Here is a 24,921-nt window from a genome sequence, read left to right as displayed (position 1 = left end):
ATGAACTGTGTATTTGATCGGTTTTCTTGTCATCTAAAAGTTATTTTTTTGATGATTTTTTAGAAGAATCACATAATTTTGGGATATTTACAATAAATAGTTTAAAAAAACAACATATTCTTTTGTGAAAATAGCATATCTTCAAAGCGCAAAAAATTAGAAAAGTTCAAGGCTTTCTACATAATTGTATTTAGAAAATAGAGTTTAAAAACTCTGTTTTTTAGTTTTAATAACTACACAAACTCAATTTAATTAGAATGAAAAAAATCAAATTATTAGCGCTTTGCGCTATCGTTGCAGGATTTACAACATCTTGCGAGAAAAAAGAGGTTTCTAGCGAAACACAAGAAGAAGCTGTTAAAGAACCGTTATCAAAAGCTCATATTCAAGGACTTTTAGATGCAGGAGTTAACCCTAATGGGGCAGAATATATAACTCTGAAACGTCCCGATGGATCAACAGTAAAAGCAATCAAATCACATGATATAGCTATAGCTCTTGATAATTTAGCAGAACAGGCTTTAGAAAAAATGGATAATGGTACTAAGCAATATAGAACTAGAAATCTGGTAAGTCAAGGACGTACAATTAATGTTATCGGTTATACAGGAAGAGGCCGTGCATTAACGAGTAAAATGCGTACTGGTTTACAGTGGGCGGTAAATAATTATAATGCAGTTAGTACTTCGTTAACTTTCAGGCTAACTTTTTCGGCTAGCACAAATGGTGATATTGTAGTTCAAAATTTTGGAGGATCAAGTGCAGGAGGACAGGCAGAATTCCCTAGTGGAGGTCGACCAGGAAAATTCATCAAAATATATGGTGGCATAGATAATTATAGTGCTAATGTTGTAGAACATTTAATGACTCATGAAATGGGACATGCCGTTGGTTTCAGACATACAAATTATGGTCGAAGAAATTGCAGAGATTCTAACAACGAAGGACAAGGCAGCATTGGAGCTATTCACGTTCCTGGTACACCAACAGCCAATCAAACAGGTCAACAAGGTTTAGATACCGATTCTGTTATGATTGCTTGTTTTAGTGGTAATGAAGATGGAGAATTTAGTAATTATGATAGAATAGCTTTAAGGTACATGTACTAAGAATAAGGTATTAGAAAGCTTTGAACTTTTTATAAAAACCATCCTGTTAACTAGGGATGGTTTTTTTATTATCACAGAAAAAATAATGCTTTTTAGGAGATGAAAATTTAAGAAAAGCAATCAAAGCAAAAGAGGCTGCCTATAAGGACAGCCTCTTTTAAATAGATTCTTTTGTTTTTTGGCTAACTCTATACTCGTATAAAGAGAAACTATTTTTTGATCATCGTTTTAAATTCTATTTTGGATTAAAATTTTACTCATTTAAATCGGCGGCAAATGTATCTAAAAAAATGACAGGAAATATTAAAATCTTGCTAACGAATTATTTGATAATGAGAAGTTTTGAAAAGAATAAATTATGGAGTTTTCAATAAGAGTACGGAGAGAATTCTTAATTGCCAATATCTTATTAAGACAAGAATGACTTTGTCAATTTTTAAACTGTTTTATTGAAAATTTGCTAACACTGAAGTCATTCTAATAAGGTTAATAATTAACAATTAGATAACATTAACTGAGTTTTTTTGGGTGTTTGTTATCGAAAAATCATCAATAACCGGTTTTTGCTGGTTATTATGTATTATTAAAAAGAGGAAGAGATATATCTTGTTAATAGGTAGAATTAAAAAATTTAATTTAACTATATGTGTTTTTACTTAAAAATGAAGTTTTACAAATACATTATCGTCGAAATTAATTAGTCATTGGTACTTCCATTAGTAATACTTTTGAATTACTATCAGCCTTAATTTTAATGTGATCTGTTTCCCATAAACCAAATCCATCTCTTTTATGTAAGTTTTGGTTTTCTATTGTTACATCACCATCTAGTACAAATGTGTACACTCCACTTTTAGGATCTTTTAGTGTATAATTCTGTACATTCCCCATTTCTAATTCACCTATATAAAACCAGGCATCCTGATGTATCCATACTCCCAAATCGTCTGTGTTAGGAGAGAGAATCTGGTATAGTTGATTTTGTAAGTTTTTAGAGTTCAAAGTAATTTGATCATACCTGGGTTCGACATCTTTTTTATTAGGGACGATCCAAATCTGTAGAAATTTTACATCACGATCCCTATTTTTATTATGCTCGCTATGAAATACTCCTGTACCCGCACTCATTACTTGTATATCTCCTTGTTTTATAACCGTAGTGTTTCCTATACTATCTTTATGCTCGAGGTCACCTTCTAAAGGAATAGATATAATTTCCATATTATCATGTGGATGTTTCTTAAAACCCATACCTGGGGCAACTATATCATCATTAAGCACACGTAATACCCCAAAGTTCATTCTTTTTGGATCATAATAATTTGCGAAACTAAAAGAATGATGAGAATTTAACCATCCATATTCTGCTTTTCCTCTGGTATTTGATTTGTGTAGAACTGTTTTCATAGTCATTGATATCAATAATTAATTTTCTTTTGGAATACCTAATACATATAGAATTTCACTCGGTTTTCCTTTTTTTACTTCAATTTCCCAATCAAAACTATTGCTGTTATTCAATTCAGAAATCATTTGTTTCAACTCAGAAATTGTATATGTTCTCAATACAGAAATTACTCCATCCCAAAGTATAAATAGTGGTAATACCGGAATGAGATAGGTAAATAATATCCTGCCTGGCTTAAAAGGTCTTATAAAAGGAGTCATTAATATAACCGTAATAGGGGATAGGAGCATAGGAATCATGCTTTTGATATTTCTTTGTTGTGGTTCAAAAACTCCAATAGACTGATTGGTGTCTATAGCATTCTGAAAAATAGCTTTTGCATTTTCTGGCTTAAAATGATGCAGTGATGTAAACTGTGTTCTAAAGCCTTTTAATTCTGAAGGAACATTCATTGCATCTACAGGGTAGTCAATAAAATCAAAAACATCCGGCATTTTTGATTTTGTTCTCTTAAAAGCATGCAGATTGGGATAATAGTCAGAAAGAGTGATTTTTAATATCAGATTATTCTTTTTTAAGTGCCCGGCAAGTTTGATTAAACCGCCTCCACCGCCAGAAGCAATATCAATTATTTTGTTGTTTCCTGCACTTTTTATTCCTCTTTCGAGAATAGGGACAACGCTTTTATAGATGTCAAATATGTTTGATCCAAATTGTAAAAAATCGGTCATATAGTTTCGTAAGTTCTTAGGAAACCAATGTAAATCCTCAAATTCAAATGCATGTATCCGTTTCATTTTGGAATAAAATAAGCTGCTGTAGCGTTCGGGTTAAAATTCTTTTTATATTCTTCTATTTCCTTAATTTAAAAATACAAAATCATTTAGTTAATTAGATATGTTTCACTGATGGATACTGATAAAATTTAGTTAATTATATTTTCAAAGACTCTGTGTATATGTTAAAAAGTCGTTTTACAAATAATGCCTTTTAATCGCTATACGATAAGAGACTATGGATTGATTACAAGAGGTAAAATATAGATTTCGATTATCAATACAATGAATACAACACAGGCCTATTCTGAACTTATTTCAGAATAGGCCTGTGTTTACTATTTAAGAAGTTTCTACAACAATAAATCAGAAACTTTAATCCTTAACTGCGGTATTTTCTTCATTTAATAAAACAGGAGTGCCAAAACCTAACTGTTCTAGTTTTTTGAGCTGTGTTTTTGCATCACCTACCACAAGATAAATCATTTTATTAGGGTCTAGATATGTACCCGTTAGTTTTTTGATCTCATCTACGGTCATATTATTTACAATTGCCTCTCGTTGTGTAACATAATCTTTTGGATATTGAAACGTACTCATATTAGTTAGCATATTCAATTTAGAATTAAAGGTTTCAAAAGCTCTTGCATTACTTTTTATTAAAGAACTTTTTGTGATATCTAAATCATCTTGAGTATAATTTTTTCCGTAATTATTCAGAATTTCTTTAACCAAATCAGCTGATTCATAGGTGACATTAGATCTTACACCACTAGATATCGTAAACATTCCAGGGATAGTACTTCCCGAAAATCCAGAGCGTATACCATAGGTGTATCCTTTACCTTCTCGTAATTGTTGTGTGAGTTGTGAAGCAAAACCACCACCACCCAGGCGATAATTCATAATCTGTACTGGATAATAATCCGAGTCTGTTGCTGCTAATGCAGGATACCCAAATCGCAATTGAGATTGTTTAGCATCGGGTACATCATAAAAATATACTTTGGATTGCTGCGGAGCTTTAGGTGCGTCTAAAGCCGGGAATTTGACCTCTTTGTGCTGCCATTTGGTATTGAGGTTTGCTAGAGATGTTTTTGTCATAGTTTTTGTAATATCACCTACCACATGAATTTTGGTAACATTAGGAACTATATTAGCGTTATAATAGTGTTTAAGATCTTCTATTGTAATAGTAGATACAGAAGTTTCTGTGCCTAAATTATTATGAGAAAGAATATGATCTTTTCCGTAGCTTAGTTTAGCATATTCGTTACTAGCAATGCTTATGGGACTTGCTTTTTCTTGTTGAATCTGGCTAATAACACTTTGTTTGATTAACTCAAACTCTTTAAGATCCCATCTTGGCAGAAGAATCATTTCTTCTACCAAAGCCATAATTTTATTATAGTTTCTGGATAAAGTACTCCCACTTATTATAATACTTTCGTCTCTTGCCGAAATATTAATAAATGCGCCCAGGCTTTCTATCGCATTTTCTAATTCTTCTGTAGTTTTGTTTTGGGTGCCTTTAGTCATGAGTTGTGCCAATAAATTTGATACACCTACTTTATCAGGTTTTTCTAATAATAAACCTCCTCTTATGTTTATCCTAAATTGTACCAGAGGAACTTCATCATTTTGTATTCCGTATACTTCAATTCCTGACGAAAACTGATCTTGCCATACCTGTGGTACGGTAACCTCAGGAGTATCTCCATATGGCGGTTCTGTAGATCGATCAAAACTAGATGAGGTTTTCTTATAATCTGCCACTATACTGGCATCAAAATTTTCTTCTGCTCCTGCTACAATTTTTTCCTCGACTACTTCTGCAAGTTTAGAATCTTTTAAAGCCAAATTACTCTGTCCGATAGGAACAAAGCTTGTCGCAACATAATGTTTCCCTTTGATATATTGATTATATACTCTATTTACATCATCAATAGTTACTGCAAGGATATTTTTTACATCCTGGTTAATAAAACCGGGATCTCCTGCAAAAATCTCATATTGCGCTAGCTGAAACCCTTTACCCAGCACACTAGATAACCCATTGTAAAATGCAGTTTCCTGGCTTGCTTTAATACGATCAAGATCTTCTTGTGAGATGCCTTCGGTTTCAAATTTTGCAAAAGCTTCAGAAACAGCGCTGTCGATAGTGTTTAGATCTGTTTTTTCAAATCCACGAATGATCAAATGATATTGACCAGCTAATTCTGATCCAAAATTAAACATGGTAATTTCGGGAGAGAGCTGTTTGTCTTCTACCAATACTTTATTGAAAGGAGCTTTTTTTCCTTCAGATAAATAGGTAGAAAGTACTTCTAAAGCATATGAGTCGGAATGATATACTGGTACGGTTGGCCAGGTCATCGTTAATTGCGGAAGACGTGCAAAATTATCTTCATAATGTAATTTTTTGGTTTCTGTCAAAACCACAGGACGTTTTTCTAATGCAGGGATATCTTCTCCGCGTTTAATTTCATCAAAATATTTATGCACCCATGCTTTAGCCTGATCTGAATCAAAATCTCCGGCTATAGTAAGTGTAACATTATTAGGGACATACCAATGATTGTAGAAATCTTTTACATCTTGTAATGTAGCGTTTTGTAAATCCTCTAATGACCCAATTACCTGCCAGCTATATGGGTGGTCTGCGGGATACATGTTTTTATCGATTACGTAATTGACATGTCCATAAGGGCGATTATCTACGCTCTGGCGCTTTTCATTTTTAACCACTTGCTTTTCTTTGGCGAGAACGGGATCGGTAACAGTATTAATAAAAAAACCTAATTTATCAGCTTCTGCCCAGATCATTTTTTCAAGTGCATCTTTAGGTACAGTTTGGTAATAGTTTGTGCGATCCTGACTTGTAGAACCATTTGCTCCTGATCCACCAATGCGAGCACTCATTTTATCTAATCCACCTTTTCCTAAGTTTTCCGATTCTAGAAAAAGTAAATGCTCGAATAGGTGAGCAAAACCAGTTCTTCCTTCTTTTTCGCGTGCAGAACCTACGTGTGCAGTTAGGGCAACAGCAACAACAGGGTCTGATCGATCAATATGTAATATCACCTGTAATCCATTATCGAGTGTAAATTTCTCAAAATCGACTTTGAATTCCTTATTCTCAACGGTTTCTTGAGATGCCTCTTTTGTTGTTGTATTCTTTTTACAGGAAAACAAGGCTCCTGTTATGACTAGAATGAATACTAAAATTTTAATTGTTTTCATGATTGATAAAGTATTGATGAGTATGAAATTTTTATATAAAGTATTGATTTTTATTCACTTCCTATGATTTTATATATGTTCAGATCACTAATTTGAGTAATTGATATTAGACTTTCTTCGATTTTTGTAACTACAGGTTGTAGTTCTTTTAATTTTTCTTTTTCATGATCATACGCTAATAGCTTCTTAATTTTTGTTTTTGTTAAAAAATTAATGCTTGTGTTTCCCGCCCCATCATGAGTAGCATTCCCGTAGTTATTTAATTCTGAGCCAATAAGCATATAATCATTATGTTTTTTTTCGAATCTAAATTTTATTTCATAATCGTGTCGCATAGATTGATGACTAACACTTAGTATTAGAGGTGTTATTTTAAGCGTTGGATTTTCATTATAAATAAATGCAGAAGTTAAGTTTCCGCTTAGGGCTTTTTGTGTATACCTATCATTTTCTGATCCTTCGTATATAGCAATTCTAACTTCTTCGGGATCGGCATCCTCTATATTGGTATTCGAATTCACTAGTACAGCCACAAAATCCTGATAACCATCTTGATTCAAATCTCCAAACGCTATCTTCTTTTCATTTTGAACTACAGCGATTTCAAAACCATTAGTAATAAAATTAGTAAAGTCTTTTTTACTACTCTCTTGTTTAACATCTTTTTTTATAGGAATATGTTCCTTGTTGCTATTGCAGGAGAAGAGTATCATTATTATGAATAGAAATTTGATTTTTTTCATTTTATACTACTCCTTTTTTGGTGGTAATTCTACTTCTCCGTCAGGATGGATACGACATAATACTTTATTAAATTGATCTATCAAGTTTAGGACAAATACCACAGGTCCTTCTTTAGGTATTTTTTGAAATTTATCACTCTTAGCAATAGCAGTAAGACCTTGCAAAACTGCCTGGCAAGCATTATGAAAACATTTTTCTTTATACTCGTGATTATCTTCACGATAATAATCACCTTCTTCATTTAACGGGAAAAATACTTCTAAATCTAATACCCCGCAATCACTAAAGGCTTCTCCTTCTGATCCACCACCATATCCCATAAAGCCTAAATCCGGAGGTGTTGTGATCTCTCCCTGTGCGGCAAATACAATCTTAGAAACCGGATGTAAAGGGTCATATCCGGTATAATTAGAATCTGCAAAGAAGGTAAAGCTTTCTAGAAGATCTGTTGTTATCTGTTTGATTATAGTATCTTGATTCATGTTTTTATTTTTATTACTTGAATAGATTTTAGGTTGTTTTTTGTGTTAGCTAATTATTGTGTATTGGCTTTTAGTTCGTTTAATATGATGAGTTTTTGCCATATTTTTCTACTTAATCCTGTTGTTAATATTTCGATTTCATTTACTGCTCTTACTACTTTTTCGTCGGGTAGGCTTTGAGAATATAGTGCCGCAACTTTACCAACCAAGGCTGTAGCTTCAGAACAATAATCAAGATATCGCTGAAGCTGAAAGTTAGTAAAGGTTCGTTTAGGGGAGTTTTCTGTAGCACATTCTGGTGCATCAGTGACGTTTGGATCTTTTGTTAATTGATGCATATCAATAACATGAGCAATTACTCTGAGTTCGTTAAGAGATTTTAGTGCTCGTTTCATTTTTAGTCTGGATTCTAGTGAAAAAAGGAAAAAAATTGCAGCTCCTAATAGTATAATGTCATTAAAAATAGCTTCAGAAATCGTAACAACATTGGCAAGAGTAGTATTTTCAATTTGTAAATCAATGTAAGTGATACTATAGATCAATCCTCCTAAACCAATTAGTATGATCATATGAGAAAATACGCGAAGTAAAATATTTGGAGAAGAGATCCAATCAATATTTTGTTTACTTTTTTGAGCAGTATGTAGGAATTGAAAGCAAACTTTTCTAAGTCCCGAATCAGGAAATCGATCCGAAACTCGTTTTTCGAGTAGATCGATGGTTTTAATAATTTTTTCTGGTTCCAGGTTTATGCTGTTATTCATATATTGATTACATTTTATTAGTATTTATTATTTCTTCTCTGCTTTTGAACATTTCTAATCATTTTTCCTAAGTCTTTATCTTTCTTTTTTCTCTCTTTGACATCTGACTCGAAATGTATTTTTTCTTTTTCCATTTTTCGAAAATTGAGATACGAATCTTTATCAATTTCGCCATTTTCAACAGCTTCCAATATGGCACAGCCTTGCTCATGCACATGTGTGCAATCTTTAAATCTACAATTTTCGGCATATTCGATAATGGTTTCGAATGTAGTCTCTAATCCACTTGATGTATCAGCAATTCCAACCTCTCGCATTCCGGGGTTATCAATCAAAATCCCTCCATCATCCAATACAATTAACTCTCGGTGACTTGTAATATGCTTTCCTTTGTTTACACTTGCACTTATTTCTCCTGTCTTCATTTGTAGCTTGCCGGCAAGGTTATTAAGAAGAGTAGATTTTCCAACTCCAGAAGATCCAAGTAAACAGTACGTTTTTCCTTTTTGGATAATTTGATTTAGAGTATCATATCCTTTGGCTATTTGGTTACTAACCGTAAGTATTGTAATGTCTTTGATTCGTTGTTTTATTTGGTTTATGATATTCTGCAAACCGGCCTCATCTAGCAAATCAATCTTGCTTAAAATAATAATAGGTTCAACTTTAGAAGCATTACAGATCGTTAGATATCTTTCTAATCTATTGATATTGAAATCTCTATTAACAGCCTGAACAATGAGACCATAATCAATATTTGTTGCAATTATTTGCACTTTTCCTGATGCACCAACGGCTTGTCTTTCTATGATAGAGTTTCGAGGGTAAATAGCATGGATTAGAGCTTTGTCTTCATCATATTCAGAAAAAGCAACCCAATCCCCAACAGCCGGAAAATCATACCTACTTTCTGCTGTGTATCTTAAATTACCAATGAGTTCGGCATCAAATTCATGTGTAGGAGTCTTAATAACATATCTTTCTTTATGCTCAGATAGTATTCTGCCAACCTCAAAAGAATCCAAATTTTGTTCGATTCTAAATTGCTCTAGGGCATTGGTATATCCTAAATCCTGAATTATCATGCTGTGTTTTGTTTTTTAAAATTTCTTTTTAATTGGTGGCACTGTAGCTGGGTTAGGAAAGAAGGTAGGGTCAAAACTATCTAACACTTCTATTTTTGATGTATTTATATCTATTTTTAAACGATACTGCTCAAAGAGTTTATTGAAATGCTTCAAATCAATAAGGTCATGATCTATTCTTCTTATCGCCATTTCATATACATTTTCGTTTTCATTATATGCCGTTATTACAATTAGATAATTTCTAAGTAACCCTGCAATCCCTTGAGAAGTGAAATGCTTAATTTCTTCTAAATTATTGAATAATAAGGCATTATTTGTTTTTTTTATAATACTATCATGATTTTTTAAAAGTGTATGGTATGAATAAGAATCGTTCATCCCATAAAGATTCATCACAAGATCTTCGGGTTTTATTTTGTTACCTACCACAAACTCGATACCTCCATCTGGTGTTCTTATGACAGAAGGGTCTTCCCAATCTATAGTGATTGTTTCTATTCCCCAGTTAAATTCATCTTCTTTATAAACTGCGGGGTTCACAAAAAATGTGATTTCATTCTTAACATAATAATCTTTGTCATTAAGCATTCTTTTTTTGAGGTGAACTCTTGTTACATCATCAACCGGAAATCCATTGTTTTTTAGTTTTTCGGCAACTTTTATAACGAGTTTTTGCTCTAAATCGGTAAACTCGGTAATGGCAGGCTTAAGTCCTCTAACGATATCCATAGATGATTTTTTTTGATATTTTTTTCCATTAAAAAAAAGTACAAGAACGCAAAGTACAAATGCTGATTTATATATGTATTTCATAAAAGCTTCTTATTAGTTCTTTTATTACAACTATATCTATTCTATACTTCATATGGTTTAATTTTTATAATGAAGTAGAACTCTCTTCTATATAAAAATACACATATACCTTCTGTTATAATGGCATATGTGTATTTTAATTACATGTTATTTTTGGTTACGACTTAGGAACCGGGAATCCTCTGTCTCTCATTAAGGCTTCGATTTTAGCATCACGTCCTCTAAATTTGCGATACGCTTCTGCTGGATCCATAGCATTGCGTGGTGCAAAAAGATATTTTACCAGTTTAGCGGCAACTTCTTTATCATAAAATCCTCCTGGAGCTTCGGCAAAAGCTTCTGCTGCATCAGAGGTAAGTACATCTGCCCACATATATCCATAATAAGCGGTAGCATATCCTTCTCCAGAAAACACATGCCCAAAATGTGGTGTGCGATGGCGCATCACTAATTCTTTTGGCATATTTAATTCTGTAAGAGTTTCCTTTTCAAATTTATCTACATCGATATTGGTTGGGTCTGCTAAATGAAATTTCATATCCATTAAGGCAGAAGCCAGGTATTCTGTTGTAGCAAACCCTTGATTAAAAGTAGCCGCTTTTTTAATTTTATCAACTAGTGTTTTTGGGATTGCTTCTCCGGTTTTGTAATGTACCAGATAATTGTCAATGACTTTATCGGTAGATAACCAACGTTCTAACAATTGAGATTGAAACTCTGTATAATCACGTACACCACCATTAAGAGTTGGGTACCTTACTTCTGAAGCAAAGAAGTGTAAAGCGTGACCAAATTCATGGAAAAAAGTAGTTGCATCATCCCATGATACTAAAACTGCTTCTCCCGGAGCTGGTTTAACAAAATTAGAATTATTAGAAGCGAGTACATTCTTTTTACCATCAAAAGTGGTATGACTTCTATACGTAGTAGCCCATGCTCCAGATCGCTTACCAGGTCTTGCAAATGGATCGAGATACCATAGACCGATATGTTCTCCAGAGGTTTTGTCATTTACTTCCCATACTTTTACATCTTCATGAAAAACAGGAACTTTACCTTCTTCAACAGGGGTAAATTTAAAATTAAATAATTCGCCTGCTACAAAGAACATAGCTTCTCTTAATTTATCTAATTGTAAATATTGTTTTACTTCATCAGAATCCAGGTCGTATTTCTTTTTTCTTACTTTTTCTGCGTAGTAACGATAGTCCCATGGTTCGATTGTTATCTTATCTCCGTTTGCATCTGCCACGGTCTGCATATCGGTTACTTCTTCTTTTACCCTGGCTATGGCAGCTGGCCAAACAGCATTCATAAGTTTCATTGCATTGTCAGGATTCTTAGCCATACGGTTTTGAAGCCTCCAGTCTGCATAGTTATCATGTCCTAATAATCCAACACGTTCTTTTCTTAGTTTCAGGATTTTGGCGATATTTTCATTATTATCCTTATCATCACCATTATCTCCACGAGAATAATAATTCTTCCATACTTTTTCACGTATAGCACGTTCATCAGAATACGTAAGGAAAGGATCCATAGAAGATCTTGTATTAGTTATTGCATATTTACCATCCTGATCTCTATCTGTAGCTGCTTTTGCATATGCCTTGATCAAGGGTTCTGATAAACCACTTAATTGATCTTTAGTAAGATAGGTAACATATCCTTCTTCATCTTCTAATACATTATTTGAAAAATTGGTATACAGTTCTGATAATTCTTTGTTGATTGCTGCATAACGTTTCTTCTTTTCTTCGTCTAATTCTGCCCCATTCATGGCAAAAGACTTATAAGTAAGCTCTACCACACGTTGTTGATCTGCCTCTAATGGCGTTTTTTGAGCATTGTCATAAACGGTTTTAATACGTTTAAACAATTTTTCGTTTTGCGATATTTTAGAACTAAATTCTGATAGTTTAGGAGCCATTTCTTTTTGAACGTCTCTAAATTCTGGTGAAGACATATTACTACTTAGAATACCATAGTATGTAAAAATTCTATCAAGCTCTGCTCCGGCTCTCTCCATAGCAACAATGGTATTTTCAAAAGTAGGAGCCTCGGCGTTATTCGCAATCTCATCGATTTCTTTAAGATTAAGTTCCATTCCTTTTTCGAGAGCTGGTTTTATATCGGTGACATTCATTTTATCGAATGCAGGAGTACCCTCATATGGTCCAGTCCATTCTTCTAATAAGACATTTGTTGTCTCTTTAGGTTCTGATTCTGCTGTAGTTTTCACAGTTTCTTTCTTTTGGTTACAACTGGCTAAAAGCACAATAGCCGATAAAGCTACGGTCTTAAAAGTTGTAGAGAGTTGTGAGTTAATCATGATTATTTAATTTAAATTCTAAATTTATTATTGTTAGCAAAGAAGATAGCATTAACAAAGAAAAGCTTTCCATTTTCCCAGAAGGACCTGAATAATGGATTATCTACCATATAGATAATGCTTCCGCTACCCACTCTTGATTCACCAAAAACCAAAGAGTTGTTTAGGTTTTTAAGGGCATCTGCACCTGCAAATCCAGAAACACTTTGTGGTTTTTCTATATAAGCAATATTGTATCCGTTCTGAAGAAATTTATAAGAACTACTTCCTAATTTTAGACTAAAATAGGTGTCATCGTATCCAAAAGCCATTGGGTGTGAATGATCTACTTTGGTTTTAAAAATACTTCCTGTAATAAAATTCTTTACGCTTTTTCGTTCACGTTGATCATATGGAGTAAGGTTGCCGATAGAGTCTTTTTCCTTTTTATCGGTCTTATTCTTCTTAAGATCAAACCCTTTTTTATCGGCAAAGGTTCTTACTGCATTACCAATCGCTATTACTTTACCACCACTACTTACCCATCCTTTCAATTTATCTAAAGCTCCTTTGTCTAAATAACTGTTGTAATATCCGTTTGGCATAATTAAGACATCATACTTGGCAAGATCGATATTCTTAAAATAATCTGTGTCAATTGAGGTAATAGGAAATTTAAGCTGTTGTTCGAAAAAATACCAAATCTCTCCATAGCTTAAAGAAGAGGTGTATCTACCTTTTAACACTGCAATGCGTTGGTTGTTGATGAGTTTTACATCTGGAGAACCAAAATCTACCCCTTTACTAGAAAAACTGGTAGGGGCTGTATATAGTTTTCTTTGATGAGTATTGGCAATATCGATAACCGTTTTATCATAGTTTTTAGTTTTTCGATTGTCACTTTTGGTAATAATAAGACTACCTTTTTTAAAGTTCTCTGTACCATTACTAAAATCTTTTTCACTAAAACGTACTCTAATATTATGTCGAAGTAAATCAGCCATAAAAGCAGCATCATCGATACTATTCCATTTAGTGATATAACCTGCACCAGATGTATTAGCTGTATTGTTTATAGTATTAGCTTTTTTATTCCCATTGGCAGGTATTAACGAAGTCGAAGCTATAGCGTCTAATCCATATGCATGTGGTACACTCCAGGCAGTAATATCATAAGTAAGTGGGTCGCTAAGTTTGGCATTGGGTTCAAAAAGTACTTTTACCATTTTACCTTTTGGTTGATTTGTACTTACTACCAATGCACCATTTGCATTAATACTTCCTTGCTTATTTTCTTTAAAATTGAATCCCGAAATTTTTGCAGTATTCGTATACCCATATTTGATGTCATGGGTTTCTAATAGTTTTACTAATGCATTAATCTTATCAGCTTCTCCATTTAATACATAACTTTTATATTTCAGACCAGAGGTATTAAAAAACTTTTTAAACTCGGTATTTAATTTTTTAGCTTGTTTAGAAGAAATCTCTACTGTTGATAATCCTGTTGTAGTGTGGTGTAACGCACGATCCTTTAGAGTTAATACATAACCTTCGTCGGTTTGAATACCTAAACCAGCACGTCCATGTCCCGCTTGCTCATATGTCATTCCTATGGCTCCCATAAACGTAGGATAGGTATCTCCGTAACTAGGATATAGTAAGTCAAAACGTTCTCTTGTAAAGAATAACCATCCTTCTGCATCAAAATATCGAGCATGGTTTTTACCGATTTGAGTTTGGAAATCTCTTTGCCATGGGGTTATAATCTCATGAAAAGGCTCTGCTGCCGGAGCAAAATAATAAGGTTCATTGATGCCTTGCTCATGAAAATCTACATGAATATGTGGCATCCATGTATTGTATGCTTTGATACGTTGTCTTGATTCTACTTGGGTTGCCCATGCCCAATCACGGTTAAGATCAAATAAATAGTGATTTGGTCTTCCGCCTGGCCAGGGTTCATTATGCTCTGTTGCTATTTGATCTGTATTATAAGGAGTAGCTTTTGTTTGATTATACCAATTTACATATCGATCACGACCGTCGGGATTTATACAAGGATCTAGGATAACTACAGTATTTTGTAACCATGCAGCTTTCTTAGTAATTAATTCATAAATGGTCTGCATAGCAGATTCTGTACCAGAGGCTTCATTACCATGTACGTTATAACTTAACCATACAATTGCAATTTCTGGATTAGCTGTACCTTCTGCAATACCAATATTTTTTAGATTATTTACTCTTATGTTTTCTATGTTATTTAAGTTTTCTTCAGAAGAAACAATAGCATAAGTTAAGGGTCTTCGCTCATTTGTTTTTCCATAAGTATGATAACTTACCATATTAGAATGACCAGCAACATGATTAAAATAATTTACAACATCGGCATGACGTGTAAATTGATCACCTATTTCATAGCCCAAAAATTCGGCAGGAGATTGTAATTTGTTTTGAGAATAGGTTAAGCAAGTCGTTACAGTTACGACAAAGAGTGTGATGATTAGTTTTTTCATTGATCGGTGAATTCTTTTAGAAGGGGTAAAATACCGAGTTAAATTTAGGATTTAATCGGTATTAACTAAAATTTAGGATTTGAAATAGAGAATATTGATAAATTTTAGTATTTAGATAAAGGTTTGTATATGAATTCTTTCAAACTATTAAAAAAAATATAAAAAAGTAGATGAGATCACAATCTGCCGTATATTTATCGACCAAAAATTTTGCTTATGCCTAGTGACTGTATTCCGTTTAGCAATACGAATTACTTTTCTTCTCTTATTTGTGATTATTTAGATCAAAAGTCTGAATTACGACCTTTTTATAATCGTTTTCCGGAATTAGGAAACTTCAAAGATCAAATTAAAGAAAAGCAACACTCTTTTTCTAATGAGCATAGAAAAGTATTGGTGCAAGCTTTACGCAAACAATATAAAGGTGTCGATCCTTCTGATCTTATTAACCAAAATATAGAATCATTAGATGTGCCTACTACATTTACTGTTGTTACGGGGCATCAACTCAATCTTTTTACGGGACCATTATACTTTTTGTATAAAATTATCTCTACGATTAATCTTACTAATGAGCTAAAAGAGAAGCATCCGCAATATGATTTCGTACCTATATATTGGATGGCAACAGAAGATCATGATTTTGATGAGATTAATTATTTTAATCTTTTTGGAAAGAAGATACAGTGGAATCGTAATGATGGAGGAGCGGTAGGAGTTTTTGATACCGAAGGATTAGATAAGGTTTTTGAAATTTTTTCTTCAGAAATTGGATCAGGACAAAATGCAGAATACCTTAAAACCTTATTTAAGAAAGCCTATCTGCAACATAATCATCTTGCAGATGCGACCCGATATCTGGCTAATGAATTATTTGGAGAGTATGGCCTGGTAATTATAGACGGAGATGATCGTGAATTAAAAAGACTTTTTATTCCATTTGTCGAAAGAGAATTAACAGATCAGGTTGCCTATACCAAAGTAGTGCCAAAAGCAGAAAAACTAGAAGCACAAGGATATAAAGTGCAGGTGAACCCCAGAGAAATTAATTTGTTTTATCTGGCAGATGGATTACGCGAAAGAATTATTGAAAAAGAAGAAAGATATTTTGTTAATGAAACCGATATCTCTTGGAGTAAGAGTGAGATATTAAAAGAACTCTCTGAGTTCCCAGAGAGGTTTAGTCCTAATGTAATGATGCGACCTTTGTATCAGGAAGTGATTTTACCTAACCTTTGTTATATTGGTGGTGGTGGAGAATTGGCATATTGGTTAGAGTTGAAAGACTATTTTGAAAATGTAGATATACCATTTCCTATGTTGTTACTTCGTAATTCGGTGCTGATTCAAACCAAAAAGCAAGCCGAAAAAATAGAAAAACTTAATGTTTCTGATACTGAGTTATTTCTGAAACAACATGAGTTAATTAACCTTAAGGTACGTCGTATTTCTAATATAAATATTGATTTTGATCCGCAGCGTAAACATTTAAAAGAGCAGTTTGAAGCAATGTATAAGCTGGCAGAGCAAACAGATGTAACTTTTAATAATGCGGTAAAAGCGCAAGAAATAAAACAACTTAAGGGATTAGATGTTTTAGAAAAACGATTGTTGAAAGCACAAAGACGCAAATTAGGTGATCATGTAAAACGCTTAACGACGCTACAAAATGAGCTTTTTCCTAATCAAAGTTTGCAAGAACGTAATAAGAACTTTGCAGAATTCTATCTGGAGTATGGTTCTGATTTAATTCCAAGATTAATGAAGTACCTGGATCCTTTAAAAGGAGAGTTCTTGATTTTGAAAGAATAGAGGGTAGCCCCTCTATCTATAGGTTTAAAATCAAATCTTGTAAGGAGCAATCGGGTGATAGGTTTAGTTTTTTCCGGAGCCTATAACGAGCCTTTTTTACTCCTTCTTGCGAGATATTGAGAATATTACCGATCTCTTTAGAGGATAAATTCATTTTAAGAAGTGCTAAAAATCGTAATTCATTTGTAGTCACATGAGAATATTTCTTTTTGATTCGGCAATAAAAACCTTTGTGAACTTGTTCAAAATATTTTCTGAAATTCTCCCAGTTCTCATCGTCTCTCAGATCAAAGTTAATGGTTTGTATTAGTTTTTGATAGTTGTATTGAGCATTTTGAGGCTCAGAATGTTTGATAAGGTTTACTTCATTCCTTAAATTCTCCAGGACTTTATTCTTTTTAGCAATATGTAATGCGTAAGTAGTTAATTCATTCTTTTTATAATTCAATTCTGAATTTAGTTTTTGTTTTTCTAAAATTGAACGTTTTATTTTTAGCCTGAAAACATAAAAACTTAAACCAAAAATAATCATGAATAACCCAAGTCCAATGATCAAGAGTAGTTGTTGTAAATTATCCATCTTGGCTTTTTGTTCGAGCAATTCAATTTCAGTATTTTTCATTGTGATTTGACGCTCTTTTTTCTCGGTTTCAAAAATGATTTGTAGTTCACCTACACGCTTCTGGTTTTCTAAAACGTATAAAGAATCTTTTAATCGCTCATAATTTTTGTAAAATTGTAATGCTTGCCTACTTTTTCCTTCCTGCTCTGCAATAAGAGATAAGATATGATTGATTTCTTTTTCTCTTTTCAGGTCTTTGTTTGTTTTATTAATAGTAATCGCTTTTGAAATGTAATGTTTTGCCAGATCTGTTTTTTTTAATTTTAAATAGGTATTCGCAATAGCATTATATATAGATAACTTTGATTTGTTGTTTCCTGTGGTTGGATAATTCGACAATACTTTTTCATAGTATCGCATAGCAGTGTAATATTCTCCTTTTTCATAATACGTATTACCTATGATGTATTGGTTAGATGCGATTGTTTTTTTAAGTCCTATCGATTTTTTGTAGTCCAGTACTCTTTGTAGATAATCTAATGCTTTATCATATTGTTTTAGACCTTTATAACATCTGCCTATATTTTGTGAAATTGAGGCTATAGATTGCTTGTTTCCATCTTTTTCTATTTTAGACAATCCTTCCTTTAGATATTCTAATGCCTCTTCGTACTTATGTTGACTTATCAATATGTGACTAATGTGATAGTATCCACGACCTACTCCTGTGGGATCATTGATTTTTTCATGAAGTTGTATTGCTTTTAGAAAATATTCGATTGCTTTTGGTCGATGCCTCATCTGGTTATATGAAACACCTATGTTTTCTATAGATTTAGCAAAAGAAAGAGAATCGTTTTTAGATTTAAAAATTTTACCAGATTCTTGAAAACTTTGTATTGCTTCGTGGTAATTTCCTTGAAGATTATAAATGGCTCCGATCTGGTGTAAAGCAGATGCCTGACCCCATTGGTGAGATATCTCTTTATTGATAGTCAATGCTTTTTTAAAGTAAACTAGTGCAGAATCCAATTCTCTTTGGTAATAGTATACAATTCCCATACAGTTATATGCACCAGCAATACCTCTTGGTTTTTGAATGCGTTTAGCTATTATAAGTGCTTTGTTGATGTAGATTTTTGCTTGTTTTGGGCTTGAAGTTGCATATTGAATGCCAAGATCATTATAGGCTAATACTAGTGTAGTGTCGGCAGTTTTTTTGTTGGAAACTAGTAAAACTAAACTATCTACGACTTTTTTGTTTTGAGCAGATAGTATATTAATAACAAATAGGATCGTTAGAAGTATATAAGTAGAATAGTGGGGTTTCATTAAAAGTGGTTTTGCAGTTAAAAGTAATGCTTTGATTTGCAGTTTAAAAGAGCTTAAAGGAGAGGTGGTGAAATAATAATTCATGTTTTATTGAAATACTTCTCTACCAGAATTCTGGTAGAGAAGTACACAAAAAGGTTGGGACAAAAGGGCTAACTTTATTTTGTTAATTTATTGGTATGTATTTCTTCATTTTGTGTGTTTTATTAAAAGTCGGAAACTAGTTTTGTTCTTCAAAATTATTACTGATAGAAATAGAATAAAAAAAAAGTAGGGGGACAAAAAGGGGACATGTTCTGTAAGATTAGTAAAAAAAAGGAGCTGAAGCCTAGGATATTTTTTTTGATGTTAATAGAATGTATGGATTTGTTAATTTTAGTTTACCTATTTAAACCTTCGATATAAAGGTTTTAATTATTATCCGTTGTACGTTTTGGAATTGTAAATTGATAAAAAACGTTACTAAGAGTGTTTTATCATGATAAAATAAAGATGAAATAATATGTCATACTATGATTAGAAACTGTAGTGGTTTTTTTATCGTATGAAAGACTAGTGAAAGTAAAACACGATTGATTGCGAAATAATAAGTAGTGCATACAGATACTTTTGTCTAATTTGGGAGGTGAACTACAGGCGTTTTATACATTTATATAATTAACTATACCAACTCTTTTTTTATCCAATTAGGATCTTTAATCCATTTAGTGCTTTTGATCCAGCTACCTTGAGCCTCATTTTTCTTTTTATACGGATCAGTATGTTCTTTAATAAATTCTAAAATAGACATGGTAAGAACCTCATTTTTTTTACTTAGTGAAGTGTTAGATATTATATTTTGATCTATCGTGGTGTTAGGAATTTTTATCATAAGACTCGATATCTGTTGATCAGAAACCTTTATACTGTGCTCAGTGTCATTGGCAAAACACCTTGTATTAGAAAAAAGAATGATAATTATGGCAAGTTTCAAAGTAAAGTTATTCATCGTATTGGGCGTTAGAAGGTTTCTGATGTAAATTTAAAATGATTGTGTCGTTTATAATGACTGTAGTCGACGAAGTGCGATTAAATGTCGACGAACGGTTAATTGGTTTAGATAGAAGGTTTTTGGTAATTGCTTGTATTATAAGAATAATGTTGCCTAAAAACTTAGATAATAAATAATATTAAAAATTATTCCTTTTAGGATTTCGAGGGTTGTAATTTAATTTTATTTTTGCCTATGCAAAACAACGTACTTATTTTAGATTTCGGATCGCAATATACTCAGCTAATTGCACGAAGAGTTAGAGAGTTAAATATATATTGTGAGATACACCCTTATAATAATTTACCCGAGAATATATCAGACTTTAAAGCAGTGATCCTTTCTGGTTCTCCTTTCTCTGTTAGAGGAGAAGATGCTCCTCATCCTGATTTATCTGCAATTCGAGGTAGCAAACCACTTTTGGCTGTTTGTTATGGTGCTCAGTACCTGGCTCATTTTAGCGGAGGAGAAGTGGCCCCATCAAATACACGAGAGTATGGTCGGGCAAATTTATCATTTGTACAGGAGGGAGAACAGTTTTTTGAAAATATTACAAAAGGTTCTCAGGTATGGATGAGTCATAGTGATACCATAAAGAAACTTCCTGCCGGAGCTGTTAGATTAGCAAGTACAGAAGATGTAGAAAATGCAGCATATAGGATAGAAAATGAGCAAACTTATGCTATTCAATTTCATCCAGAAGTATATCATTCTACCGATGGAAAACAATTATTAGAGAATTTCCTAATCAAAATAGCAGATGTTCGACCCGATTGGACACCAGGTTCTTTTGTAGATGCTACGGTAGCAGAGCTTAAGGAAAAAATAGGTAATGATAAAGTTGTATTAGGTTTAAGCGGAGGTGTAGATTCTACAGTAGCTGCAGTGTTGTTGCATAAGGCTATTGGTGAAAACTTGCACTGTATTTTTGTGAATAACGGATTGTTGCGTAAAAATGAATTCTCTGCAGTATTAGAACAGTATGAAGGAATGGGGCTTAATGTTAAAGGAGTTGATGCTTCGGCACGTTTTTTGGATGCATTGGCTGGAGAAAGCGATCCCGAAGGAAAACGAAAAATTATAGGAAAGATTTTTATAGAAGTATTTGATGATGAAGCACATAAAATAGAAGATGCAAAATGGTTAGGGCAAGGAACAATTTATCCAGATGTAATAGAATCTATATCTGTTAATGGTCCCTCTGCTACGATTAAATCTCACCATAATGTTGGTGGATTACCAGATTTTATGAAATTAAAAGTCGTAGAACCATTACGTATGTTATTTAAAGATGAGGTGCGTAGAGTAGGAGCATCGATGGAACTCGATCCAGAATTATTAGGAAGACATCCTTTTCCTGGTCCTGGATTGGCAATTCGAATATTGGGAGATATTACACTAGAGAAAGTTGCTATCTTGCAAGAAGTAGATGCTATCTTTATTAATGGATTAAAAGAAAATGGACTTTATAATAAGGTTTGGCAGGCAGGGGCTATTTTGTTACCTGTGCAAAGTGTGGGAGTAATGGGGGACGAACGCACTTATGAAAATTGTGTAGCATTAAGAGCTGTAGAAAGTACAGATGGGATGACGGCAGATTGGGTAAATCTACCTTATGAGTTTTTACAAAAAACCTCTAATGCAATAATAAACAGAGTAAAAGGCGTTAATAGAGTAGTGTATGATATTAGTTCTAAGCCTCCGGCAACGATAGAATGGGAATAGAAATATACAAATTAAACAGTTAGGGAATTAAAAACAAATCGGATAAATACATGAAAAAGTTCTTATTGATATTTCTGTTGTTGATAGTATCAGGTTCAACTTTTGCACAGCAATATAAAAGTCATACTGTTGAAAAAGGAGAAAATGTATATAGAATAGCTAAACGTTATAATACAACTCCAGAAGCTATATATAGAATAAACCCAACAGCAAAAGAAGGAATTAATGAAGGAGAAATTTTAGCTATTCCAATCACAGATGATCAGGAGTATAATACCCATGTTGTAGAAAAAGATGATACTGTATACAGTTTGTCTAAAAAATACAATATCAGTATAGAAACTATTTATTTGCTTAATCCAGAAGCTGATAAAGGGATTAATATAGGACAAATACTAAATGTAGGTAAAATTATAAAAAAGGATCCTACTGCTATTGATGCGATTCCTGAAAAAGGAAAAGATACTGTACTTGATAGCTTGAAAATTATTCCTAAAGAGCGAAAAATTATTCGATATATTACTCATAAAGTTAAAAGAAAAGAAACGTTATATGGTATAGCGAAGAAATATAAAATTACAGTTGAGGATATAAAAAAGAATAATAAACGATTGTATGCAGAGCAGATAAAGAAGAAAGATAAAATAAGAATACCAGTATATGAAGATAAGCCTTCGCAAGGTGAAATAATTACAGATCCAACCAATTCTAGAATATCTGCTACAACCAGATATACAATAAAACCAAAAGATACTAAATATAATATTGCAAGAAGACACGGGATCACCATAGCAGAGTTAGAAAAACTCAATCCTAATATGAACCCTAGTTTTCCTATCGGAATGCAAATTACGGTACCTACGACTATTTTTGTCTCTCTAAAGGATTCAATTCAACCTGGATTTGAGTTATATGAAGTAAAACCAAAAGAAACTGTGTTTAGAATTTTACAACGTACAGGTATTTCTGCCGATTCTTTGTTTAAAATGAATCCATATTTAAGAGATGGACTTAAAGCAGGTATGGTTATTACAATTCCTAAAGACACATTAACTGCGGTTACCAATTTTGATATGACCAAAGAGAAATATATAGATTTAGATAAAAATCTTTACAATTTCTCTCCTAAAAAAGTAGCTGTAATGTTACCTTTTGGTTTGGATACTTTAAACTTTGAAGCTAGAAAAGATACCGAAGAATTTCTTAAAAGTAAGCAAAGCCTTAGAATAGCATTAGATCTTTATAGTGGAGTATTGATTGCTGTAGATTCTGCCAGGACAAGAGGAATAACTACAGAGCTTAATGTTTTTGATACTCAGAAAAGTAATAATGAAGAGTATATTAAAAAAATAATGGCAGAAAATGATTTTAACGAAACAAATGTAGTGATTGGGCCATTATACCAAACAAATTTAGAAATAGTAGCTTCAGAACTTAAAAAACATAATACACCTGTTTTTTCACCTGCATCAAGAAAGGAATCTAGCTTGTATGATAATTTTTTTCAAACCCGTCCTACGAATGTAATACTTCAGGATAAAATAATCTCGTTTGTAGAAAAAGATTCTATCGATAAAAATATTGTACTTATAGTGCAGCAAGGAGAAAAACATAAACAAATTAAAGAGAAGCTAATGGCTAAATTCCCTAATGCCAAAATAGCTAAAATTGAAGAAGGTAATTACCTTTATGAAGTTAGGTTAAACAAGGTTTTAGATAAGAATAAACCTAATTGGGTCTTTCTAGAATCAAATGATGTAGCGATGATAAGTAATGTTATCCCTTTGCTTAATGCCAAAGCAGAAAGTCATAAAATAACATTGTTTACTACAGATAAAAATAATGCATTTAATAATGATAATATTAAAAATGAACATTTATCAAAATTGCACATGCATTACCCATCTGTAGATAAAGAATTTGATAACAAAGAAGTTGAAGAAGGAGAAGAAGTATCTCCATTTGTTAAAAGATATAAGAGAGAATATGGTATCGATCCTAATAATTGGGCTATTCGCGGGTTTGATATAACGTATGATATTTTAATGCGATTAGGAACCGCTGATGATCTATATCACTCTGCTTCTTATGAAGGAACAACAGAATATGTCGAGAATAAATTTAACTATTCTAAGAAACTATTAGGAGGATATCATAATAGTGCCGCATATCTGATTAAGTTTGATGATGAGTTAAAATTAACTCTGGTTGAATAATTTTTGTTAATTTTGGAGCCTTAAGAATTGACCTGGAAAATCAATTTTTGAAGAAAAATAAAGTATACTAGTATTATTTGGGGAATATTTTTAATACTAGATTAAAAATACATTTTGATATATAAAAAAAGGATTTTTTATATATATTTGATACTGTATTGGTTATCTTTTTTATTATTATTGTTTTTTGAAACAAAGATTTCTTGGCATTATAATTGATTAGATTGGAATATTAAGGAAAACAAAGGAAAAATAAATCGAAATTAGATTCTAGAAATTATGTATTTTTTAAAAATACGTGTATATTTAGAACTAAAAAATAATGCTATTTTGCAGAGAGCAAACAATATTTGCCCCATATTGTGTTCCCCCAGCGTCTCTGAAATAGATAAAAATATAACTTTTATTTGGGCATAATTGTTTGCAATTATGAGTAAGTGCTTTACTATTATTTTAATTTTATTTTTTACCAGTAATAATGGTTATGTAGGGAAATTCTCGTACGCAGAAAGAAGTGAGTTAGACTGGTCAGATTTTAGAGGGAAACCAAATTTGAATAGTCATTATGACGCTAGCGTAAATACAGGAATCACCTATCAATGGTCTTATGGTAAAGATAAAGGAGAAATTGAACTAAATTATCAGGTAGATAGCTATTGCTATCCATCTCTATCTTGGGTTAAGAGAGGACAGATGTCAGAAGGCCTTCTTTCACATGAACAACTACATTTTGATATTTCAGAATTGCATGCGCGAATAATGAGAAAAAGATTGAAAGAGTATAGTGCAGGGAAAAATATAAGAAGAGATCTTAATAAAATGTATAAGCTGGTAGAGAGAATGAGAGTTAATATGCAAGAAAGATATGATGAAGAAACAGATCACTCAAGAAATAAAGAAGCTCAAAAGAAGTGGAACAAGAAGGTAGAAACACTAATGTGGTATTACCGAGATTTTACTAAATAAATTGTTGTTATAACCAACCTC

At 32.6% G+C, this 24,921-nt stretch carries 17 protein-coding genes; 5 read left to right on the top strand and 12 right to left on the bottom strand.

Features of this window, described 5'->3' with window-relative positions; translation table 11 throughout:
- Nucleotides 1-257: 257 nt before the first annotated feature.
- Nucleotides 258-1,109: a M57 family metalloprotease gene (locus NNH57_RS08570; RefSeq protein ID WP_074408695.1), complete on the top strand. Its 852-nt coding sequence runs from the start codon at nucleotides 258-260 to the stop codon at nucleotides 1,107-1,109.
- A gap of 693 nt (nucleotides 1,110-1,802) precedes the next feature.
- Here NNH57_RS08570 and NNH57_RS08565 read toward each other — a convergent pair.
- From NNH57_RS08565 to NNH57_RS08520, 10 genes are all read right to left on the bottom strand, one after another.
- Nucleotides 1,803-2,516: a pirin family protein gene (locus NNH57_RS08565; RefSeq protein WP_074408694.1), complete on the bottom strand. Its 714-nt coding sequence runs from the start codon at nucleotides 2,514-2,516 to the stop codon at nucleotides 1,803-1,805.
- Nucleotides 2,517-2,534: 18 nt separating this feature from the next.
- On the bottom strand, nucleotides 2,535-3,314 hold the full coding sequence (locus tag NNH57_RS08560; protein WP_074408693.1) for a hypothetical protein: 780 nt from the start codon (nucleotides 3,312-3,314) through the stop codon (nucleotides 2,535-2,537).
- A gap of 354 nt (nucleotides 3,315-3,668) precedes the next feature.
- A complete protein-coding gene (locus NNH57_RS08555; RefSeq protein ID WP_108807827.1) occupies nucleotides 3,669-6,536 on the bottom strand; it encodes a M16 family metallopeptidase in 2,868 nt (955 codons plus the stop codon).
- Between the two features lie 50 nt (nucleotides 6,537-6,586).
- Entirely contained in the window at nucleotides 6,587-7,279 is a 693-nt protein-coding gene (locus NNH57_RS08550; RefSeq protein ID WP_074408691.1) for a hypothetical protein, read from the bottom strand.
- A 6-nt stretch (nucleotides 7,280-7,285) separates the two neighbouring features.
- Nucleotides 7,286-7,762: a hypothetical protein gene (locus tag NNH57_RS08545; RefSeq protein ID WP_108807828.1), complete on the bottom strand. Its 477-nt coding sequence runs from the start codon at nucleotides 7,760-7,762 to the stop codon at nucleotides 7,286-7,288.
- Between the two features lie 53 nt (nucleotides 7,763-7,815).
- On the bottom strand, nucleotides 7,816-8,526 hold the full coding sequence (locus tag NNH57_RS08540) for a hypothetical protein (protein ID WP_074408689.1): 711 nt from the start codon (nucleotides 8,524-8,526) through the stop codon (nucleotides 7,816-7,818).
- Nucleotides 8,527-8,543: 17 nt separating this feature from the next.
- Nucleotides 8,544-9,611: a ribosome small subunit-dependent GTPase A gene (rsgA, locus tag NNH57_RS08535; RefSeq protein WP_074408688.1), complete on the bottom strand. Its 1,068-nt coding sequence runs from the start codon at nucleotides 9,609-9,611 to the stop codon at nucleotides 8,544-8,546.
- A gap of 15 nt (nucleotides 9,612-9,626) precedes the next feature.
- A complete protein-coding gene (locus NNH57_RS08530; RefSeq protein WP_108807829.1) occupies nucleotides 9,627-10,427 on the bottom strand; it encodes a hypothetical protein in 801 nt (266 codons plus the stop codon).
- 157 nt (nucleotides 10,428-10,584) lie between these two features.
- Nucleotides 10,585-12,759, bottom strand: a complete 2,175-nt coding sequence (locus NNH57_RS08525) for a M3 family metallopeptidase (RefSeq protein ID WP_074408686.1) — start codon at nucleotides 12,757-12,759, stop codon at nucleotides 10,585-10,587.
- Between the two features lie 11 nt (nucleotides 12,760-12,770).
- Nucleotides 12,771-15,257 carry a M14 family zinc carboxypeptidase gene (locus tag NNH57_RS08520; RefSeq protein ID WP_108807830.1) on the bottom strand — a complete coding sequence of 829 codons (2,487 nt, stop codon included), beginning with the start codon at nucleotides 15,255-15,257 and terminating at the stop codon, nucleotides 12,771-12,773.
- A gap of 216 nt (nucleotides 15,258-15,473) precedes the next feature.
- On the opposite strand from NNH57_RS08520, the gene bshC reads away from it, so the two are divergent.
- Nucleotides 15,474-17,069 (top strand): bacillithiol biosynthesis cysteine-adding enzyme BshC, encoded by a 1,596-nt coding sequence (gene bshC, locus NNH57_RS08515; RefSeq protein ID WP_074408684.1) that lies wholly within the window; start codon nucleotides 15,474-15,476, stop codon nucleotides 17,067-17,069.
- 16 nt (nucleotides 17,070-17,085) lie between these two features.
- Here the strand turns inward: bshC and NNH57_RS08510 are convergent, their stop codons facing one another.
- Together NNH57_RS08510 and NNH57_RS08505 are read right to left on the bottom strand one after the other, a co-directional pair.
- The gene (locus NNH57_RS08510; protein ID WP_207948634.1) at nucleotides 17,086-18,963 is read right to left on the bottom strand and encodes a tetratricopeptide repeat protein; all 1,878 of its coding nucleotides are present in this window, start codon (nucleotides 18,961-18,963) and stop codon (nucleotides 17,086-17,088) included.
- A gap of 661 nt (nucleotides 18,964-19,624) precedes the next feature.
- The gene (locus NNH57_RS08505; protein ID WP_074408682.1) at nucleotides 19,625-19,951 is read right to left on the bottom strand and encodes a hypothetical protein; all 327 of its coding nucleotides are present in this window, start codon (nucleotides 19,949-19,951) and stop codon (nucleotides 19,625-19,627) included.
- A gap of 237 nt (nucleotides 19,952-20,188) precedes the next feature.
- On the opposite strand from NNH57_RS08505, the gene guaA reads away from it, so the two are divergent.
- The 3 genes from guaA (at nucleotide 20,189) to NNH57_RS08490 (ending at nucleotide 24,900) form a co-directional block, all read left to right on the top strand.
- Entirely contained in the window at nucleotides 20,189-21,718 is a 1,530-nt protein-coding gene (gene guaA, locus NNH57_RS08500; RefSeq protein WP_074408681.1) for a glutamine-hydrolyzing GMP synthase, read from the top strand.
- Between the two features lie 50 nt (nucleotides 21,719-21,768).
- The gene (locus NNH57_RS08495) at nucleotides 21,769-23,934 is read left to right on the top strand and encodes a LysM peptidoglycan-binding domain-containing protein (RefSeq protein ID WP_108807832.1); all 2,166 of its coding nucleotides are present in this window, start codon (nucleotides 21,769-21,771) and stop codon (nucleotides 23,932-23,934) included.
- A gap of 429 nt (nucleotides 23,935-24,363) precedes the next feature.
- A complete protein-coding gene (locus tag NNH57_RS08490; RefSeq protein WP_074408679.1) occupies nucleotides 24,364-24,900 on the top strand; it encodes a DUF922 domain-containing protein in 537 nt (178 codons plus the stop codon).
- Nucleotides 24,901-24,921: the final 21 nt, after the last annotated feature.

It is taken from the genome of Aquimarina spinulae, assembly GCF_943373825.1.
In the GTDB taxonomy this organism is placed as follows: domain Bacteria; phylum Bacteroidota; class Bacteroidia; order Flavobacteriales; family Flavobacteriaceae; genus Aquimarina; species Aquimarina spinulae.
Note: the sequence above shows the minus strand (reverse complement) of the source record. Positions and strands in the feature narration are given on the sequence as shown.

Coding starts and splice junctions, on each gene's coding strand:
- NNH57_RS08570 (WP_074408695.1), top strand. CDS start 258: ATGAAAAAAATCAAATTATTAGCGCTTTGCGCTATCGTTGCAGGATTT.
- NNH57_RS08565 (WP_074408694.1), bottom strand. CDS start 2,516: ATGAAAACAGTTCTACACAAATCAAATACCAGAGGAAAAGCAGAATAT.
- NNH57_RS08560 (WP_074408693.1), bottom strand. CDS start 3,314: ATGAAACGGATACATGCATTTGAATTTGAGGATTTACATTGGTTTCCT.
- NNH57_RS08555 (WP_108807827.1), bottom strand. CDS start 6,536: ATGAAAACAATTAAAATTTTAGTATTCATTCTAGTCATAACAGGAGCC.
- NNH57_RS08550 (WP_074408691.1), bottom strand. CDS start 7,279: ATGAAAAAAATCAAATTTCTATTCATAATAATGATACTCTTCTCCTGC.
- NNH57_RS08545 (WP_108807828.1), bottom strand. CDS start 7,762: ATGAATCAAGATACTATAATCAAACAGATAACAACAGATCTTCTAGAA.
- NNH57_RS08540 (WP_074408689.1), bottom strand. CDS start 8,526: ATGAATAACAGCATAAACCTGGAACCAGAAAAAATTATTAAAACCATC.
- rsgA (WP_074408688.1), bottom strand. CDS start 9,611: ATGATAATTCAGGATTTAGGATATACCAATGCCCTAGAGCAATTTAGA.
- NNH57_RS08530 (WP_108807829.1), bottom strand. CDS start 10,427: ATGAAATACATATATAAATCAGCATTTGTACTTTGCGTTCTTGTACTT.
- NNH57_RS08525 (WP_074408686.1), bottom strand. CDS start 12,759: ATGATTAACTCACAACTCTCTACAACTTTTAAGACCGTAGCTTTATCG.
- NNH57_RS08520 (WP_108807830.1), bottom strand. CDS start 15,257: ATGAAAAAACTAATCATCACACTCTTTGTCGTAACTGTAACGACTTGC.
- bshC (WP_074408684.1), top strand. CDS start 15,474: ATGCCTAGTGACTGTATTCCGTTTAGCAATACGAATTACTTTTCTTCT.
- NNH57_RS08510 (WP_207948634.1), bottom strand. CDS start 18,963: ATGAAACCCCACTATTCTACTTATATACTTCTAACGATCCTATTTGTT.
- NNH57_RS08505 (WP_074408682.1), bottom strand. CDS start 19,951: ATGAATAACTTTACTTTGAAACTTGCCATAATTATCATTCTTTTTTCT.
- guaA (WP_074408681.1), top strand. CDS start 20,189: ATGCAAAACAACGTACTTATTTTAGATTTCGGATCGCAATATACTCAG.
- NNH57_RS08495 (WP_108807832.1), top strand. CDS start 21,769: ATGAAAAAGTTCTTATTGATATTTCTGTTGTTGATAGTATCAGGTTCA.
- NNH57_RS08490 (WP_074408679.1), top strand. CDS start 24,364: ATGAGTAAGTGCTTTACTATTATTTTAATTTTATTTTTTACCAGTAAT.